The 17,607-nt window shown below is 70.9% G+C and carries 19 protein-coding genes; 7 read left to right on the top strand and 12 right to left on the bottom strand.

The features are described from left to right. Positions 1-129 precede the first annotated feature (129 nt). Entirely contained in the window at positions 130-1,278 is a 1,149-nt protein-coding gene (locus tag ACZ59A_RS08540) for a rod shape-determining protein (RefSeq protein WP_470955258.1), read from the bottom strand. Positions 1,279-1,580: 302 nt separating this feature from the next. Here ACZ59A_RS08540 and ACZ59A_RS08535 point away from each other — a divergent pair, with 302 nt between their 5' ends. Continuing rightward, positions 1,581-2,252, top strand: coding sequence for a hypothetical protein (locus ACZ59A_RS08535; protein WP_470955255.1), 672 nt, complete (start codon positions 1,581-1,583; stop codon positions 2,250-2,252). Positions 2,253-2,337: 85 nt separating this feature from the next. Here the strand turns inward: ACZ59A_RS08535 and ACZ59A_RS08530 are convergent, their stop codons facing one another. From ACZ59A_RS08530 to ACZ59A_RS08515, 4 genes are all read right to left on the bottom strand, one after another. Beyond that, entirely contained in the window at positions 2,338-3,462 is a 1,125-nt protein-coding gene (locus ACZ59A_RS08530) for a GuaB3 family IMP dehydrogenase-related protein (RefSeq protein WP_468049011.1), read from the bottom strand. An 83-nt stretch (positions 3,463-3,545) separates the two neighbouring features. Continuing rightward, positions 3,546-5,048, bottom strand: a complete 1,503-nt coding sequence (gene guaB, locus ACZ59A_RS08525; RefSeq protein WP_470955252.1) for an IMP dehydrogenase — start codon at positions 5,046-5,048, stop codon at positions 3,546-3,548. Positions 5,049-5,174: 126 nt separating this feature from the next. Then, positions 5,175-5,786 (bottom strand): sigma-70 family RNA polymerase sigma factor, encoded by a 612-nt coding sequence (locus tag ACZ59A_RS08520; RefSeq protein WP_009715794.1) that lies wholly within the window; start codon positions 5,784-5,786, stop codon positions 5,175-5,177. Between the two features lie 301 nt (positions 5,787-6,087). Further along, entirely contained in the window at positions 6,088-6,699 is a 612-nt protein-coding gene (locus tag ACZ59A_RS08515; protein WP_003948568.1) for a response regulator transcription factor, read from the bottom strand. Between the two features lie 397 nt (positions 6,700-7,096). On the opposite strand from ACZ59A_RS08515, the gene ACZ59A_RS08510 reads away from it, so the two are divergent. Continuing rightward, positions 7,097-7,411 carry a WhiB family transcriptional regulator gene (locus ACZ59A_RS08510; protein WP_009715795.1) on the top strand — a complete coding sequence of 105 codons (315 nt, stop codon included), beginning with the start codon at positions 7,097-7,099 and terminating at the stop codon, positions 7,409-7,411. Between the two features lie 130 nt (positions 7,412-7,541). Here ACZ59A_RS08510 and ACZ59A_RS08505 read toward each other — a convergent pair whose 3' ends face one another. After that, positions 7,542-8,450 (bottom strand): LysR family transcriptional regulator, encoded by a 909-nt coding sequence (locus tag ACZ59A_RS08505; protein WP_468049015.1) that lies wholly within the window; start codon positions 8,448-8,450, stop codon positions 7,542-7,544. Positions 8,451-8,586: 136 nt separating this feature from the next. Here ACZ59A_RS08505 and ACZ59A_RS08500 point away from each other — a divergent pair, with 136 nt between their 5' ends. Further along, entirely contained in the window at positions 8,587-9,360 is a 774-nt protein-coding gene (locus tag ACZ59A_RS08500) for an SDR family NAD(P)-dependent oxidoreductase (protein ID WP_470955249.1), read from the top strand. A gap of 447 nt (positions 9,361-9,807) precedes the next feature. Here ACZ59A_RS08500 and groL read toward each other — a convergent pair whose 3' ends face one another. The 3 genes from groL to ACZ59A_RS08485 all read right to left on the bottom strand — a co-directional run bounded on the left by groL (position 9,808) and on the right by ACZ59A_RS08485 (position 12,963). Beyond that, positions 9,808-11,433, bottom strand: a complete 1,626-nt coding sequence (groL, locus tag ACZ59A_RS08495; RefSeq protein ID WP_468049018.1) for a chaperonin GroEL — start codon at positions 11,431-11,433, stop codon at positions 9,808-9,810. Between the two features lie 142 nt (positions 11,434-11,575). Beyond that, entirely contained in the window at positions 11,576-11,884 is a 309-nt protein-coding gene (gene groES, locus ACZ59A_RS08490; RefSeq protein ID WP_009715799.1) for a co-chaperone GroES, read from the bottom strand. 218 nt (positions 11,885-12,102) lie between these two features. Then, positions 12,103-12,963 carry a polysaccharide deacetylase family protein gene (locus ACZ59A_RS08485; protein WP_470957810.1) on the bottom strand — a complete coding sequence of 287 codons (861 nt, stop codon included), beginning with the start codon at positions 12,961-12,963 and terminating at the stop codon, positions 12,103-12,105. Positions 12,964-13,040: 77 nt separating this feature from the next. On the opposite strand from ACZ59A_RS08485, the gene ACZ59A_RS08480 reads away from it, so the two are divergent. Then, positions 13,041-14,231, top strand: a complete 1,191-nt coding sequence (locus tag ACZ59A_RS08480; RefSeq protein WP_470955246.1) for a THUMP-like domain-containing protein — start codon at positions 13,041-13,043, stop codon at positions 14,229-14,231. Here the strand turns inward: ACZ59A_RS08480 and ACZ59A_RS08475 are convergent. Continuing rightward, positions 14,228-14,680: an ATP-binding protein gene (locus ACZ59A_RS08475; protein WP_470955243.1), complete on the bottom strand. Its 453-nt coding sequence runs from the start codon at positions 14,678-14,680 to the stop codon at positions 14,228-14,230. The two genes, ACZ59A_RS08480 and ACZ59A_RS08475, sit on opposite strands and share 4 nt — an antisense overlap. Positions 14,681-14,838: 158 nt before the next feature. Between ACZ59A_RS08475 and ACZ59A_RS08470 the strand changes: the two genes are divergently transcribed. The 3 genes from ACZ59A_RS08470 to ACZ59A_RS08460 all read left to right on the top strand — a co-directional run bounded on the left by ACZ59A_RS08470 (position 14,839) and on the right by ACZ59A_RS08460 (position 16,304). Continuing rightward, complete coding sequence (locus ACZ59A_RS08470; RefSeq protein WP_470955240.1) at positions 14,839-15,690, top strand: helix-turn-helix domain-containing protein; 852 nt, start codon at positions 14,839-14,841, stop codon at positions 15,688-15,690. Positions 15,691-15,700: 10 nt separating this feature from the next. Beyond that, positions 15,701-15,904: a DUF397 domain-containing protein gene (locus ACZ59A_RS08465; RefSeq protein ID WP_470955237.1), complete on the top strand. Its 204-nt coding sequence runs from the start codon at positions 15,701-15,703 to the stop codon at positions 15,902-15,904. A 76-nt stretch (positions 15,905-15,980) separates the two neighbouring features. Beyond that, positions 15,981-16,304: a hypothetical protein gene (locus ACZ59A_RS08460; RefSeq protein WP_470955235.1), complete on the top strand. Its 324-nt coding sequence runs from the start codon at positions 15,981-15,983 to the stop codon at positions 16,302-16,304. A gap of 14 nt (positions 16,305-16,318) precedes the next feature. Here ACZ59A_RS08460 and ACZ59A_RS08455 read toward each other — a convergent pair whose 3' ends face one another. After that, a complete protein-coding gene (locus ACZ59A_RS08455) occupies positions 16,319-16,936 on the bottom strand; it encodes a hypothetical protein (RefSeq protein ID WP_468049030.1) in 618 nt (205 codons plus the stop codon). A gap of 86 nt (positions 16,937-17,022) precedes the next feature. After that, entirely contained in the window at positions 17,023-17,592 is a 570-nt protein-coding gene (locus tag ACZ59A_RS08450; protein ID WP_470955233.1) for a hypothetical protein, read from the bottom strand. Positions 17,593-17,607 lie beyond the last annotated feature (15 nt).

The raw sequence follows: 17,607 nt of genomic DNA, 5'->3' as shown, positions 1-17,607 counted from the left end.
CCGTACCTCCCGCCTGACGATCGGTCCGACGGACCGATCCGCGATCCGGCCCGGTCACCAGCCCACCACGGCGGCTGCCGGGCCGCACGCCGGGGCGACCCGTCGGTGGAGGCCTGGGGGTCGGATCCATCAGACCCGCACGGTGTCCGCGCGGCGCGGGCTGGCGTCCATCGCCGCCCGCAGGGACGCGAAGTCCTCGACGCAGCGGCCCGTGCCGACGGCGACGCAGTCCAGCGGGTCGTCGGCGACCAGCACCGGGATGTCCAGCTCGCGGCCGAGCCGCACGTCCAGACCGCGCAGCAGCGCGCCGCCGCCGGTGAGCACGATGCCGCGGTCCATGATGTCGCCCGCCAGCTCCGGCGGGGTCTCGTCCAGCGTGGAGCGGACGGCGGCGACGATGCTGTCCACCGGCTCGGCGAGCGCGTGCCGCACCTCGTCCGCGGTGAGTTCGAGGACCTTGGGCAGTCCGGTGGCCTGGTCCCGGCCGCGGATGGTGCAGCGGTCGGGCGGCAGCAGGGCCTGGGTGTCCTCGTTGTCGCCGTTGTCGAGCACCTCGACATTGCGCTCCACCTGCCGGACGACCATTCCGGCGCGCGGCGCCGACCAGGAGCCGGTCGGGGAGGCGGAGCCGATGGACACCTTGATCTCCTCGGCGGTCCGCTCGCCGATGGCCAGCGCGTACTGCTTCTTGACGTACGTGCTGATCGCGACGTCCATCGCGTCGCCCGCCGTGCGCACCGAGCGCGCGGTGACGATGCCGCCCAGCGAGACGACGGCGACTTCCGTCGTACCGCCGCCGATGTCGACGACCATCGAACCGGTGGGCTCGCCTACCGGCAGCCCCGCGCCGATCGCCGCCGCGATCGGCTCCTCGACCAGATGCACCTGTCGCGCTCCGGCCTGGGTCGCGGCCTCCATCACCGCGCGCCGCTCGACACCGGTGATGCCGGACGGCACACAGACGACGACGCGGGGCCGGGCCAGCCGACGGGTGCCCATCACCTTCTTGATGAAGTACCGCAGCATGCGCTCGGCGACCTCAAAATCGGCGATGACCCCATCCCGGAGCGGTCGAACGGCGACAATGTTCGTCGGGGTCCGCCCCATGGTCTCCTTTGCCGCCGAACCCACCGACAGCACACTGCCGTCGGCCGTGTTGACCGCCACGACCGACGGTTCGTTGAGCACAATGCCCTTGCCCCGCAGGTACACCAGCGTATTCGCGGTGCCGAGGTCGATGCCCATGTCTCGCCCAGTGAACGACTTGTTCTGCGCCATAAGTTGACATTATTGCTTATGCCGGATTCTGTCCTGTCGCCGCCGAGATTCGCTTCATCGTGCGGACAGGCGGCGAGATCCGGCCGCCCGACGCATCTCCGAATAGCGGATCAATATCCACTTTTACCGGGACACCATGTCTCCGTCCGGTCCCAGGCGTGTCACGGACGCGGAAGTGACTTGTCTGGTTGTCATGCACTCCTGTTACTTTTATGGCTCGAATCGTTCGCGTTCCCCGCTGTCGCCGCACCTCGGTCACGGCTGTCCTCGAACGCGAATCACCTTCATCCCCGGGGGATTTCATGAGCCAGAACTGGCAGCAGCCACAGCAGCCAGGCGGTTACCCGCAGCAGCAGCCCGGCTACCCGCAGCAGCAGGCCGCGCCGCAGCCCGGCTACGGTTACCCGCAGGCGCAGCCCCAGCAGCCCCATCCGGGCGCGCCCCAGCCGCAGTTCGCCGGTGGTTTCCCGCCGCCCGCGCCGCAGGTGGGCCGCCAGGGCAACCCGCTCGCCGCTGTCGGTGCCGCCGTCGTGGCCGCGCTCGTCGGTGCGCTGGCGTACGCGTTCCTGCTGAGCGCGCTCGCGGACACCGACTCGAACCCGCCGGAGGTCCGGAAGTTCGCGTACGCCGGTGTCGCCCTCGGCGCGCTCATCGGCCTCGTGGTCGCCAAGCTCGGCGGCCGCAACGTCGGGCTGTGGGTCGTCGGCGCGGTTCTGGCACTCGCCGCCGTGTTCCTCGGCGAGCTGTACGGCTACGCGATGATCCTGCACGACGCGACCGCCAACTACGTGGACAAGATCGGTGGCGCCGCCGCGGCGTCCGCCAAGATCCCGTCCACGAACGAGATCTTCTTCGACCACTTCAGCGACCTGTTCGACAGCTGGAAGGAAGACGCCAACGCCGTCACCTGGATCTTCATGATCCTCTCCCCGGTGGCCGCGGGCAGCACCGCCTTCCGGCTCAGCAACCGCTGACCGAAGCGCTCGCGCAGCTCACACAGGGAAGGCCCCGACCGCATCGCGGTCGGGGCCTTCCCTGTGTGTGTCTGCCGAGGTGCGCTCAGCGCTTGTCGTTGGACGGGGCCACCGTCACCTCGACGCGCTGGAACTCCTTCAGCTCCGAGTAGCCGGTCGTCGCCATCGCCCGGCGCAGGGCGCCGAAGAAGTTCATCGAACCGTCCGGGGTGTGCGAGGGGCCGAGCAGGACCTCCTCGGTCGTGCCGACCACGCCCAGGTTCATGCGCTTGCCGCGCGGCACCTCGTCGTGCACGGCCTCCATGCCCCAGTGGTGGCCACGGCCCGGCGAGTCCGTGGCCCGGGCCAGCGGCGAACCGATCATCACCGAGTCGGCGCCGCACGCGATGGCCTTCGGCAGATCGCCGCTCCAGCCGACGCCGCCGTCCGCGATCACATGCACATAGCGGCCGCCGGACTCGTCCATGTAGTCCCGGCGGGCGGCGGCGACATCGGCCACCGCCGTGGCCATCGGCACCTGGATGCCCAGCACATTGCGGGTGGTGTGGGCGGCGCCGCCGCCGAACCCGACGAGCACCCCGGCCGCGCCGGTGCGCATGAGGTGCAGCGCGGCGGTGTAGGTGGCGCAGCCGCCCACGATGACCGGGACGTCCAGCTCGTAGATGAACTGCTTGAGGTTCAGCGGCTCGGCGGCGCCCGAGACGTGCTCGGCCGAGACGGTGGTGCCGCGGATGACGAAGATGTCGACCCCGGCGTCCACCACGGCCTTGGAGAACTGCGCGGTGCGCTGCGGCGACAGGGCGGCGGCGGTGACCACACCCGAGTCGCGCACCTCCTTCAGCCGCTGCCCGATCAGCTCTTCCTTGATCGGCTCGGCGTAGATCTCCTGGAGGCGGCGGGTCGCGGCGCGCTCGTCCAGCTCGGCGATCTCGGCGAGCAGCGGCTCCGGGTCCTCGTACCGGGTCCACAGCCCCTCGAGGTTGAGCACCCCGAGGCCGCCCAGCTCGCCGATGCGGATCGCGGTCTGCGGGGAGACCACCGAGTCCATCGGGGCGGCCAGGAACGGGAGCTCGAAGCGGTAGGCGTCGATCTGCCAGGCGATCGAGACCTCCTTCGGGTCCCGGGTACGACGACTCGGCACGACGGCGATGTCGTCGAACGCGTACGCCCTGCGGCCGCGCTTGCCGCGCCCGATCTCGATCTCAGTCACGTGGGGTGCCTTTCGCTGGCTTGTTCTGCCGTACCAGTATCGCCACCCCCCGCGCGGAGCCCGTCGCGCGGGGGTCGCGCGGGTTAACGGCCGGAGTAGTTCGGCGCCTCGGAGACCATCTGGACGTCGTGCGGGTGGCTCTCCTTGAGGCCCGCGGAGGTGATCCGCACGAAGCGGCCCTTCTCCTTCAGCTCCGCGACCGACGCCGAGCCGACGTAGCCCATGGAGGCCCGCAGGCCGCCGACCAGCTGATGGGCGACCGAGGCCAGCGGGCCGCGGTAGGGCACCTGGCCCTCGATGCCCTCGGGGACGAGCTTGTCCTCGGAGAGCACGTTGTCCTGGAAGTAGCGGTCCTTGGAGAACGAGCGGGCCTGGCCGCGGGTCTGCATCGCGCCCAGCGAGCCCATGCCCCGGTAGGACTTGAACTGCTTGCCGTTGATGAAGACCATCTCGCCCGGCGACTCCTCGCACCCGGCCAGCAGGCTGCCCAGCATCACCGTGTCCGCACCGGCCGCGATCGCCTTGGCGATGTCACCGGAGAACTGCAGACCGCCGTCGCCGATGAGCGGCACACCGGCCGCCTGGCACGCGCGGGCCGCCTCGTAGATCGCGGTGACCTGCGGGACGCCGATGCCCGCGACCACCCGGGTGGTGCAGATGGAGCCCGGGCCGACGCCGACCTTGACCCCGTCCACACCGGCGTCGATCAGGGCCTGGGCGCCGTCGCGGGTGGCGACATTGCCGCCGACCACGTCGATCGGGACGTTGGACTTGACCTTGGCGATCATGTCGAGGATGCCCCGGCTGTGCCCATGGGCGCTGTCGACCACCAGGAAGTCGGCCCCGGCCTCGACCAGCGCCTGCGCCCGGTCGAACGCCTCGTCGCCGACGCCGACGGCCGCGCCGACGACCAGGCGGCCCTCGTCGTCCTTCGCCGCGTTCGGGTACTGCTCGGCCTTCACGAAGTCCTTGACCGTGATCAGGCCCTTGAGCACGCCCGCGTCGTCGACCAGCGGCAGCTTCTCGATCTTGTGGCGGCGCAGCAGCTGCATCGCGTCGTCACCGGAGATGCCGACCTTGCCGGTGACCAGCGGCATCGGCGTCATGACCTCGCGGACCTGACGGCCCCGGTCGACCTCGAACGCCATGTCCCGGTTGGTGACGATGCCCAGCAGCTTGCCCGCGGCGTCGGTGACCGGCACACCGCTGATGCGGAACTTCGCGCACAGCGCGTCCGCCTCGTGCAGCGTGGCGTCCGGCCGGACCGTGATCGGGTCGGTGACCATGCCGGACTCGGACCGCTTGACCAGGTCGACCTGGTTGGCCTGGTCCTCGATGGACAGGTTGCGGTGCAGCACGCCCGCGCCGCCCTGGCGGGCCATGGCGATGGCCATCCGGGCCTCGGTGACCTTGTCCATGGCGGCGGAGAGCAGCGGCACGTTCACCCGGACGTTCCGGGAGACCCTGGACGAGGTGTCGACCGCGTTCGGCAGCACCTCGGAGGCGCCCGGCAGCAGCAGCACGTCGTCGTACGTCAGCCCGAGCATCGCGAACTTCTCAGGCACTCCGTCGACGTTGTCAGTCATGACACCCTTCCAAATGGTCTTGCCCCAGCGCGGACTCCCATGCTAACGGCCATCCCCGGTGTCACATTCCGCCTGTGGACAACCGACGAATACCGCTGGTGATGCCGCCCGGAGCGACCGCTCGCGCTACTGTTCGGCCAGCGCGCGCAACCGGCTCAGCGCCCGGTGCTGGGCGACCCGCACCGCGCCCGGCGACATGCCGAGCATCTGCCCGGTCTCCTCCGCCGTAAGCCCGACGGCGACCCGCAGCAGCACCAGCTCGCGCTGATTCTCCGGAAGGTTCGCGAGCAGCTTCTTGGCCCATTCCGCGTCGCTGCTCAGCAGCGCCCGCTCCTCGGGGCCCAGCGAATCGTCCGGCTGCTCCGGCATCTCGTCCGAGGGCACCGCCGTGGAACCGGGGTGGCGCATGGCGGCTCGCTGCAGATCGGCGACCTTGTGGGAGGCGATGGCCACCACGAACGCCTCGAAGGGTTTGCCGGTGTCGCGGTAGCGCGGCAGCGCGCACAGCACCGCGAGGCAGACCTCCTGCGCCAGGTCGTCCACGAAATGACGAGCGTCACCCGGCAGTCGGGACAGCCGGGTGCGGCAGTAGCGCAGGGCGAGCGGATGGACATGGGCCAACAAGTCGTGAGTGGCCTGCTCATCCCCCTCGACCGCGCGCCCGACGAGAGCGCCAATCGCCCCTGGCGCCCCCGGGCTGCCGCCCTTGGGTGGCCCTGGACTCTCGTCGTCGCGCATTCGTCCATGGTGCCTTGGGCCCGGCGGCTCCGTGGCATCACGTCCATAGTTGTGCGCTGAAGCGTTATGAGCAGGTGCGCCGGTAGTCGTCACGTCCTGCGCTCTCCCCTCACGCCCGACCGACTCGTCCCCGAGGAACTCCACACCTTCAAGGATGCGGCATCGCGCGGGGAACCGGTACAAGCCGCCGTCACGGCGGGCGCCGCGCACGCCTTCGCCCCGCCCGCCACCAGGCGGGCGGGGGTCGTAGCGCCCCCGCTGCGCTGCATGTCGATGGACCGTCGATACGGACCCGGCCCGCCTAGCGGACCAGGCCCCAGCGGAATCCGAGGGCCACCGCATGGGCCCGGTCGGACGCGCCGAGCTTCTTGAACAGCCGGCGGGCGTGCGTCTTGACCGTGTCCTCGGAGAGGAAGAGCTCACGGCCGATCTCTGCGTTGGACCGGCCGTGGCTCATACCCTCCAGCACCTGGATCTCCCGCGCGGTGAGCGTCGGCGCGGCGCCCATCTCGGCGGAGCGCAGCCGACGCGGGGCGAGCCGCCAGGTCGGGTCGGCGAGCGCCTGTGTCACGGTCGCGCGCAGCTCGGCGCGCGAAGCGTCCTTGTGTAGATAGCCGCGGGCGCCCGCGGCCACGGCCAGCGCGACCCCGTCGAGGTCCTCGGCGACCGTGAGCATGATGATCCGGGCGCCGGGGTCGGCGGAGAGCAGCCGACGCACGGTCTCGACTCCGCCGAGGCCGGGCATGCGCACGTCCATCAGAATCAGATCCGAGCGGTCGGCGCCCCATCGGCGGAGGACTTCCTCGCCGTTGGCCGCCGTCGTCACCCGCTCGACGCCGGGCACCGTCGCCACCGCGCGGCGCAGCGCTTCTCGGGCGAGCGGGGAGTCGTCGCAGACGAGGACGGATGTCATGGCCGCCCTCCGCAGCTGATGCGCGTCACCTTGAGCCTCCAGGCTGGTACATATCGTCACCTGAGCGATTGACAGCCCCGGATATGTGTCCGAGAGCTTTACCCATCAACCGCCTCCGCACTCTCAACGACGGTCACCCGAAAGAGTTACGGGGTTCGGCGGCCACCTTCGACACTCTACGTGAGCCCTCGGACACGGAGGCGCTTCCCCGCGCAGGTCGCGCCTTGTCACGTCTCCCCCAAAGGTCATCCCCTTCGGTGGCATTTGGCGACCTTGCTTCCAATTTGCCGGTCTGTGTGGCTAGATTCGCAATGAGTCATATTTACATCTACTTACACAGTAGGTGTACGACCCGGGACACAGCGTCCGCAGCCGATCGCTTCGAGGAGACAAGGCAATGGCAGATTTCTCCCGTCTTCCCGGTCCGAACGCCGATCTGTGGGACTGGCAGCTCCTGGCGGCGTGCCGCGGTGTCGACAGCTCGCTCTTCTTCCACCCGGAAGGGGAGCGCGGTGCCGCCCGCAGCGCGCGCGAGATGTCGGCGAAAGAGGTGTGCATGCGCTGCCCGGTACGCGCGCAGTGCGCGGCCCACGCGCTGGCCGTGCGCGAGCCGTACGGGGTATGGGGCGGACTGACCGAGGACGAGCGCGAGGAGCTGATGGGGCGGGCCCGCCATCGCACGGTCGCCTCCTCGGGAGCCCCGGGGGCCTGACCCGGACCCCGATTCCCCCGCGCCCTGAAGAAACGTTCCACCAGCCTCACCGCCGACCGTGCTCACCGACGATCAGCGGGTTTTCGCACGTCAGCGCGTCAGTACGGCAGTGCGCCAGCAGGTCGGCGCGTCAGCGCCGGGCCGCCTGTTCCAGCCGGTCCAGGGTCGCCGCCACCGCGGGCACCCGCGCCAGATCCGGCAGCGTCAGCGCCACCACCTCGCGCCGCACCTCGGGCTTGACCTCCAGCGTCGCCGTTCCCTTGGCCCGTACGCACTCCACCGCCAGCTCCGGCAGCACCGCGACCCCGAGCCCGGCCCCCACCAGCCCGACCACCGCCGGATAGTCGTCCGTCGCGAAGTCGATCCGCGGGGTGAAGCCCTCGGCCTCGCACACCTCCACCAGATGGCGACGGCACCGCGGGCAGCCCGCGATCCAGGGCTCCTCGGCCAGCTCCCCGATCCCCACCGTCCCGGACCCGGCCAGCCGGTGATCGTGCGGGACCATGACCACCAGCCGGTCCCGCAGCAGCGGCCGCACCACCAGGTCGTCCCATCCCGCCGCCGGGTCCGCGTCCGCCGCGGCCTGCGGATACCGGAAGGCGAGCGCGATCTCGCAGTCGCCGCCGCGCAGCATCTCCACCGAACGCGGCGGCTCGGCCTCCACCAGGGAGACCCGCGTCCCCGGGTGGTCGGCGCGCAGCCCGGCGAGCGCGGTCGGCACCAGCGTCGAGCTGCCGCTGGGGAACGACACCAGCCGCACCCGCCCGGCCCGCAGCCCGGCGAGCGCCGCGACCTCCTCCTCGGCGGCGGTCAGCCCGGCCAGGATGCCCGCCGCGTGCCGTACGAGCGCCTCGCCCGCCTCGGTCAGCCGCATCTCCCGGCCGGTACGGATCAGCAGCGGCGTCCCCGTGGACTGCTCCAGGGCCTTCATCTGCTGGCTGACGGCCGGCTGGGTGCAGCCCAGCTCGCGGGCGGCGGCGGAGAAGGATCCGGTGGTGGCCACCGCGCGCAGCACCCTCAGATGACGAGCCTCGATCATGCCTCCGAGCATAAGGGGCACTTGGGTGCGGACCGGAATATCGCGCCAGTGCTTTGACGGGGTACGGGCGCGGGCGGGCCGTCCGGGGCCGCGGCGCCCGGGCGCGGAGTGATCTCCTGGCCGATAACGTGCGCGTATGACGACTGCATTGATTACCGGAACCACGGCGGGCATCGGGTCCGCCTTCGCGAGTCGGCTCGCGGCTGACGGGCACAACCTGGTGCTGGTGTCCCGCGACGAGAAACGGCTCCGGGACCAGGCCGCCGACCTCCACGACCGGCACGGGGTCGAGGCGGAGGTGCTGCGCGCCGACCTGTCCGAGGACGCCGGTATCGCCGCGGTCGAGGAGCGCTTGGGGGACCGTACACATCCGGTCGATCTGCTCGTCAACAACGCCGGTTTCGGCAACAACGGCCGCTATCTGGAGGCGCCGCTCACCGATGAGCTGCGGATGCTGAAGCTGCACTGCGAGGCGGTGCTGCGGCTGACCAGCGCCGCTGCCAAGACGATGCGGGCGCGCGGACGCGGCGGGGTGATCAACGTGGCCTCGGTCGCCGCGTTCTTCCCTCGCGGGACGTACGGGGCGAGCAAGGCGTGGGTCGTGCAGTTCACGCAGGGCGCGGCGAAGGATCTGGCGCGGTCGGGGGTGCGGCTGATGGCGCTGTGCCCGGGGCTGGTGCGGACGGAGTTCCACGCCCGGGCGGGGATCACGCCGGAGAAGGTGCCCGGCTGGATGTGGCTGGACCCGGACCGGCTGGTCGCGGCGGCGCTGAAGGATTTCGCGCGAGGGAAGTCGCTGTCGATTCCGGACCCGCGGTACAAGGCGATGACGGGCCTGGCGAAGCTGGTGCCGCGGGCGGCGGTGGCAGGCGTCTCCTCAAAGGTGGCCCGCACCCCGGCCAAGAACTGACCGGCCCGAGCCGACCGCCGTGGGCAGACCAGGTCTCGCGTACGGACCGGGCCCCGTGGGCAGACCGGGCCTCGCGAAACGGGCGGGCGGCGTAGGCAGACCGACCACCGCAAGCAGGCCGGGCCTCGTGGGCGGGTCGGACATCGTGGGCAGGCCGGGCGTCGTGGGCGGACCTGCCCTCACGAACGGAGCGGGCCTCGTGGGCAGACCGGGCCCCGTGGGCGGGCCAACCTCCGCGAGCGGACCGGGCTCGCGAGTGGGCCAAGCCCTCCGAGCGGGCCGGGGCGCGGCCTCGCACCGCCCGCGGGGCGCGCAACCGCGCGACGCGCAAAGACCCGCGCCCATCGCGGGGCGCGCAACCGCGCGGACGCGCGACGTCCCCCAACGCGCGAAGGCGCGGTCACCCCGTGCGGGGTGGCCGCGCCTTCGCGTGGCGCTCGGGTCGCGTCAGTGCGCGTGGCCGTGGCCGTGGCCACCGGCGTCGGCCTCTTCCTCGGCCGGCTTCTCGACCACCAGGGTCTCGGTGGTGAGCAGCAGCGACGCGATGGACGCGGCGTTCTCCAGCGCGGAGCGGGTGACCTTGACCGGGTCGATGACGCCGGCCTTCACCAGGTCGCCGTACTCCTCGGTCGCGGCGTTGTAGCCGTGGCCCTTCTCCAGCTCGGCGACCTTCGAGGTGATGACGTAGCCCTCGAGGCCCGCGTTCTCCGCGATCCAGCGCAGCGGCTCGACGACGGCGCGGCGGACGACGGCGACACCGGTGGCCTCGTCGCCCTCCTTGCCCAGGCCGCCTTCCAGCACCTTGGCGGCGTGGACGAGCGCGGAGCCACCACCGGAGACGATGCCCTCCTCGACCGCGGCGCGGGTCGCGGAGATGGCGTCCTCCAGACGGTGCTTCTTCTCCTTGAGCTCGACCTCGGTGGCCGCGCCCACGCGGATCACGCACACGCCACCGGCCAGCTTCGCGAGGCGCTCCTGGAGCTTCTCGCGGTCCCAGTCGGAGTCCGTGGACTCGATCTCGGCCTTGATCTGGGCGATGCGACCGGCCACGTCGTCGGAGTTGCCGCCGCCGTCGACGATGGTGGTGTCGTCCTTGGTGACGGTCACGCGACGGGCGGTGCCCAGCACGTCCAGACCGGCCTGGTCGAGCTTGAGGCCGACCTCCTCGGCGATGACGGTGGCACCGGTGAGGGTGGCGATGTCGCCGAGCATGGCCTTGCGGCGGTCACCGAAGCCGGGGGCCTTCACGGCGACGGCGTTGAAGGTGCCGCGGATCTTGTTGACGACGAGGGTGGAGAGGGCCTCGCCCTCGACGTCCTCGGCGATGATCAGCAGCGGCTTGCTGGCGCCGGCCTGGATGACCTTCTCCAGCAGCGGCAGCAGGTCCTGGATCGAGCCGATCTTGCCCTGGTGGATCAGGATGTACGGGTCGTCGAGGACGGCCTCCATACGCTCCTGGTCGGTCACCATGTACGGCGAGAGGTAGCCCTTGTCGAAGGACATGCCCTCGGTGAAGTCCAGCTCGAGACCGAAGGTGTTGGACTCCTCGACGGTGATGACACCGTCCTTGCCGACCTTGTCCATCGCCTCGGCGATCAGCTCGCCGACCTGCTTGTCCTGGGCGGACAGCCCGGCGACGGCGGCGATGTCGGACTTGGAGTCGATCGGGCTGGCGGTCGCGAGGAGGTCCTCGGACACGGCCTTGACCGCGGCGTCGATGCCCTTCTTCAGGGCGGCCGGGGAGGCACCGGCGGCCACGTTGCGCAGGCCCTCGCGGACCAGCGCCTGGGCCAGCACGGTGGCGGTGGTGGTGCCGTCACCCGCGATGTCGTTGGTCTTGGTCGCCACCTCCTTGACGAGCTGGGCGCCAAGGTTCTCGTACGGGTCCTCGACCTCGACCTCGCGGGCGATCGTGACACCGTCGTTGGTGATGGTCGGAGCACCGAACTTCTTGTCGATGACGACGTTGCGGCCGCGGGGGCCGATCGTCACCTTGACGGTGTCCGCAAGCTTGTTCACGCCGCGCTCAAGGGCGCGACGGGCGTCCTCGTCGAACTTCAGGATCTTCGCCATGGTTGCGTATGTCCTCTCATTGCGATCCTCGGCCGCCGTACGTCAGGCAGCCGCCGTCGCGTCAAAAAAAACGAACCGCGCCCCGACCCCGGGTATCTGTGACACGGGCACCGGGGCGCGGCTCAAGGCAAAACTTCGGTGATTACTTCTCGACGATCGCGAGGACGTCGCGAGCCGAGAGGACGAGGTACTCCTCGCCGCTGTACTTCACCTCGGTGCCGCCGTACTTGCTGTAGAGCACGACGTCGCCGACGGAGACGTCGAGCGGAAGCCGCTTGCCGTCCTCGAAACGGCCCGGGCCGACGGCCAGGACGACGCCCTCCTGGGGCTTCTCCTTGGCGGTGTCCGGGATGACCAGGCCAGAGGCCGTGGTCTGCTCGGCCTCGACGGCCTGGACCACGATGCGGTCCTCAAGCGGCTTGATGGCAACCTTGGAGCTGGCGGTCGTCACGATCCGACCTCCCCCTTCGGAGATCTCACGGGGTTAACTGTCTGAGGTGGCGACCAGGTGGATCCGTCGTCGCGGGTGCCGGACCTGCCCGTCGCTGTGTAGCTGGCACTCCGCAGTGCCGAGTGCCAGCCCTGACATTATGACGCGGTTAGCACTCCGTCAACCAGAGTGCCAAGCGAGGCGGCGGCGGACCGCACGGGCGTCCGGTGTCCGGCCGCTCAGATGTAGTCCTCCAGCCGCGCCACGGTGAAGCCCTGCGCCTGCACCTCCCGCAGCAGCTCGGTGATCATGTCGGTCATGGTGTGCCCGTCCAGCTCTGCCGGGCCGCGGAAGTGCGCGAGCACGATGTCCCCCGGCCGCAGCCCGCTCCCGGAGCGGTACACGAGCCCCTTGGGCTCCATCTCGGCGCGCCACAGCACCGCCTTGTTCAGCCCGCACTCCGCCGCCGCCGCCAGCGTGTTCCGGTCGTAGTCCCCGTACGGCGGGCGGAAGAGGTGGGGCTCCAGCCCGAGGCGTTCGTGGAGAACGTCCTGCTGGCCGCAGATCTCGTGCAGCTGGGTCTCGTAGTCCTTGCCCGCCAGGCTGGGGTGGGTGAGCGTGTGGTTGCCGACCCGGTTGCCGAGTTCGCGCAGCGCGCGGAAGTAGTCGTAGTGGTCGCCGATCACCTCGTCCTCCAGGAACTGGGTGAACGGCAGACCGAGGTCCCGGGCCTGGTCGATGAAGGCCGGGTCCTTCTCGATCCCGTCGTCGAGCGTCAGGAAAACCACCCGATCGGTGGTGGCCACTTGCCGGATGACGGTCGCCAGCCCCTGCACCGGCGGCCACACCGGCGCGAGCGCGGGCTTGACCGGGGGCGGGGGCGGCGGGTCCAGCGGGCGGTCGAGCCCCCAGCGGCGGTAGCCGTCCGGGGGCGGCGAGCCGGAGGCCCGGGACAGGGCGTGCGACGAGGGGGAGGCCGACCGCGTGTGACCGGCCGCCTTCCCCGTCCTGGCGTGCGGCCCGGGGCCACCGCAGCCGACGAGTACGGCCGCCGCGGCGGCGAGAACCAGACACCTGGAGAGACCAGCGTTGATCATCATCACACAACCGATCTTCATCTCTACGGGGCGCGGACGCGCGACACGCGGGTACGGATGCGCTCCCCGGAGCGGGGAGAATGGGCCATGTGGACGTTGACGCCTTCGACTCACTGCTCGGCGACGAGGGGCAGGCGCTGCTCTCCGCGTTGCGGAACTACGACCCGGCGCAGGAGCTGGCCATCGCGACCCGGCTGCGCCGTGACCATCCGGCCGCCCTGGTCTCGGCGGCCCTGACGCAGGCACAGCTGCGGCAGCGGGCTGTGCCCAAGTTCGGGGCCGAGGACGCCCATCGCATGTACTTCACGCCGAACGGCGTCGAGCAGTCCACCCGTACCTCCGTCGCCGCCTACCGCGCCGACCGGCTGGCCGGGTTCGGGGTGCGCCGCGTGGCCGATCTGTGCTGCGGCATCGGCGGCGACGCGATCGCGATGGCGCGGGCCGGGCTCACCGTCCTGGCCGTCGACCGCGATCCGCTGACCTGTGCGGTCGCCCGGGCCAACGCCGGCGCGCTGGGCCTGTCGCAGCTCATCGAGGTGCGCTGCGCCGATGTCACCGGGATCGACACCTCGTCGTACGACGCGGTGTTCGTGGACCCCGCCCGGCGCGGCGGCCGGGGCCGGGTCTTCGACCCCGAGGCGTACTCCCCGCCGCTGTCCTGGGCCATCGAGGCCGCCCGTACGACCCCGCGCGCCGCCCTCAAGATCGCGCCCGGGATTCCGCACGAGGCGGTGCCGGAGGACGCGGAGGCCGAGTGGATCTCGGACCACGGGAACGTGAAGGAGGCGGTGCTGTGGTTCGGCACCGCGCGCCCGAGCATGCGCCGCGCCACGCTGCTGCCCTCCGGCCACTCCCTGCTGGGCACCCGGCAGCTCCCGGACCCCGAGACCGGCCCGGTCGGCCGCTGGCTGTACGAACCGGACGGCGCCGTCATCCGCGGCCACCTCGTGGCGGACGTCGCGGCCCGGATCGGCGGCCGCCTCATCGACCCGACGATCGCCTACATCACGGCGGACGAGCTGCGCCCGACGCCGTACGCCACCGCGTACGAGATCACCGATGTGCTGCCGTTCAACCTGAAGAAGCTCAGGGCGCTGCTGCGGGAGCGCGAGGTCGGCATCGCGACCATCAAGAAGCGCGGCTCCGCCGTCGAACCGGAGCATCTGCGCAAGAAGCTGCGGCTCGAAGGGGGAAACGCCTGCACGATCCTCCTCACCCGCTCGGCGGGCGCCCCCACGATGCTGCTGGGCCACCCGGCCCCGGCCGCCTAGCCCTCGCGGAGTTCGAACCACACCGCCTTCGCGTACGCCCCCGCCGGGTCCGCGTCCGCCGTGCCCCAGGCGTCGGCGAGGGCCGCGACCAGGCCGAGGCCGCGGCCGCGCAGATGGTCGGGGGCGGCGAGGCGGGCGGCGGCGGGGAGTTGGGCGGAGGCGTCGTAGACGAGCACGCGGAAGCGGGGAGGCTCGATCGCCACGCGCAGCGTCAGGGAGTCGCCCTCGGCGTGCAGGAAGGCGTTGGTGGCCAGCTCGGACGTGCACAGGGTGGCCACCTCGACCAGGTCCTCCTGCCCCACGGAGCCCAGTACGACGGCGACGAAGTCCCGGCAGACCTTGGCGGAGGTCGCGCTCCGGCTGCTCTGGAGCGTGTAGACGTACGGGTCCTCGGAGGGAGCGGGCGGGCGCCGTGGTGGACGGTCGTCGGACTCATAGTCGGAATCCATGGGTCAACTCCCTGCGAAAGGGCTGATATCGCGCGTACCGTTACAGCGATCAACGCGCAGTAGCGGCAACGACACCCAAGGTAGGGCAGCGATGCAAACAACTGCTACGGCCCCGTTGAATTTCCCCGACAATTACCTCGTGAGGGTTACGGAGGGCCATGCCACCCAGAAGCGTCCCGACCGCGCGTCAAGTGCGGCTCGGCACAGAGTTGAGAAGGATGCGCGAGGACGCGGGCCTCAGCATCCAGGAGGCCGCCGACCGGCTGGGCATCAATCGCACCCACATCACCAACCTGGAGCTGGCCCGCTTCGGGGTGAGTGAGGAGCGGGTACGGGCCCTCGCCGCCATCTACACCTGCCCCGACCACGGTTACGTCGACGCGCTCGTCTCCATGACCCGCGAGCGCAAGGGCGGCTGGTGGGAGGAGTACCGGGGCCATATCGCCACCGGCGGACTCGACCTCGCCGAGTTGGAGTACTACGCCACCAGCCTGCGCGTGGTCGAGCTGATGTTTCTACCGGGCCTGCTGCAGACCGAGGAGTACGCACGGGCCGTGCTCGGCGAGGCCGTTCCGGCGTGGTCGCCGCCCGAGCTGAGGCGCCGGCTGTCCCATCGCATGAAGCGCCGGGACATCCTCGACCGGGACGATCCTCCGCCGTGCACCTTCATCATCCACGAGGCATGTCTGCGCCTGCGGTTCGGCGGGCCGCAGCTCATGCGCAGACAGCTGGACAGCCTGCTGGAGGGCTCGACCCGGGAGAACGTCACCGTGCGGGTCATCCCGTTCGAGGCGGGCGGGTTCCCGGTCTCCGGCGTATCGATGACCTATGCCTCGGGCCCGGTGCCACAGCTGGACACGGTGCAGCTCGACGCCGCGCACGGCCCCATGTTCCTGGACGCCGGGACCCAGCTGACCAACCACCGGGCGGTGCTGGCGCGGACGATGAAAGTGACCCTCCCCCCGAAGGAGTCACGTGACATGATCCACGGCATGGCCCAACATCTCTGAAGGCAAGGAAATGTCTGAGATCAACTGGCAGAAGTCCTCCTACTCCACGCAAGGGGACGGCAACTCCTGCATAGAGCTGGCCACCGTGGGCCCCGACGCCATAGCGCTGCGCGAAAGCGACGATCCCGGCATCGTGATGACCACCACCCCGGCGAAGCTGCGGCCCCTCCTCCACGCCATCAAGGCGGGCGAGTTCGACCACCTTGCGGGGTAGTCCTCCGGACCGGCCCGGGTCATGGCACGATCATCCCGCTGATGGGCCGGACCGGAGGGTGGCAGGTGCATGGAACATGAGTGACGAGAAGCGGCCAGTATCGGATCGGGAGCTGTCCGATCTCCTTCAGGATCTGGAGGAGATGCTGCGTTATCTGGAGGAAACGGTCCAAGGGCTCGACCAGTTGGCGAAGACGATCGCCGACGACTTCAAGGGCCCCGCGGCGACCGCGCACAAGAAGCTCCAGCGGGACGCCTACCGGGACGCGGTGCGCGTCCGGCAGATGCTGCTGCACGTCGAGGACGCGACGAAGCGGCGCGGCGAGAGCCTGGGCGAGCGCTATCTGGAGCTGCTGCACCGCTTCCAGTCGCTCCAGCGGTCGTCCGACGCGTCCGGCTGACCCTTCGGCGCCCCTCAGTCCTCGGCGTCGTCGGGGCTGAGTTCGCGGTTGACGAGGCGGTAGTAGCCGATCGCCTTGAGCAGGCCGAGACCGCCCGCCACCGCGAAGACCACGGCGATCCCCATCGCCACCCCGAACGTCTCCGCGCCGAGGTCGGACATCGCCGTGGACGCCCCCAGCACCAGCCCGAGGCAGCACAGCAGCAGCGACGGCAGCAGCCACAGCAGCGCGCTGCCCGACACCCGCCAGTGCGGCAGCGTCTGCGGATCCCGCCCCAGCTCCGCCCAGTCCCGCAGCCGCGCGCCGACGAACACGTCCCGCCGGATGCCCGAGGCAAGGCCCAGGCTGGACGGAACGGTGGCGCCCAGCGCCAGCCCGAGGAAGATCACGCCGAGGATGTGCTCGACGATCTGGCCGGTCACCAGGAACTGGAACCCCGACACCGCCAGCGTCCACCCCAGCGCGAACACCAGCGTCAGCAGCCACAGCAGCAACGCCCGATGCGGCGCCATGTACCACCGCGCCAGCGTCCCCATCGCGCGCGCCCGGTCGGCGAGCAGCCCGGCACGGTCGGGCCACGGCCGCAGATCCGGAGCGGGCGGGGGCGGCGGCAGGGCGTCGGGCGGGGTCATGGAACGCAGTCTCTCAGTTCTGCCGGAGCCATGAACTTCATTCCCCCACGGCGCGCAGGAACCCGGCCACCGGTCCTGCCGCCGGGTCACCCGTGCTTCGCCACGGCCTGCGCGTACGCCACCCGGTGGTCGAGCCCCCCGTCCCGGACCCGGAACCGGCCACGCGCGGACTCGGTCATGGCGGCCCGGCCCAGCCGCGCACCCTGCCGTTTCCAGGCCGTCCGCAGCGGGGCCCACATGTCAGGGGCGGGCATGTCGGACAGCGCCAGGGCGACCAGGTACAGCAGGACCAACGGCAGCAGCACCGCGCACAGGAGCAGCGACGGCACCGTCCCCTCCCGCCCGTGCAGCACCGTCCCGTCGGGGAGATGGATCTCGTACCGGGGTCGCCACCGCTTCTTCCGCGGCGGCAGCCGCAGTTCGGCCAGGGGTTCGTGGTCGGGGCCGAGCACGGCGAGACGACGGTCGCCCTTCCGGACGACCACGGCGAGCGGCGCGGCCCCGACGGCGTCGGCGGCGATGGTGAAGCGCGGCTTGCACCCCTCGGGAAGGGAGAAGCCATCGGGCGTGCCGCGGCGCACATGGAGCGGGTCGGAGCCTCGGGGGCACAGCGTGTAGCGCTTGGAGCCGGGGGCGCGGGTGAAGGTGAGTGTCATATCTCTGAGGCGACT

The organism is Streptomyces sp. NPDC040405, from assembly GCF_055595765.1.
This window is presented reverse-complemented; position numbering and strand designations above follow the sequence as displayed.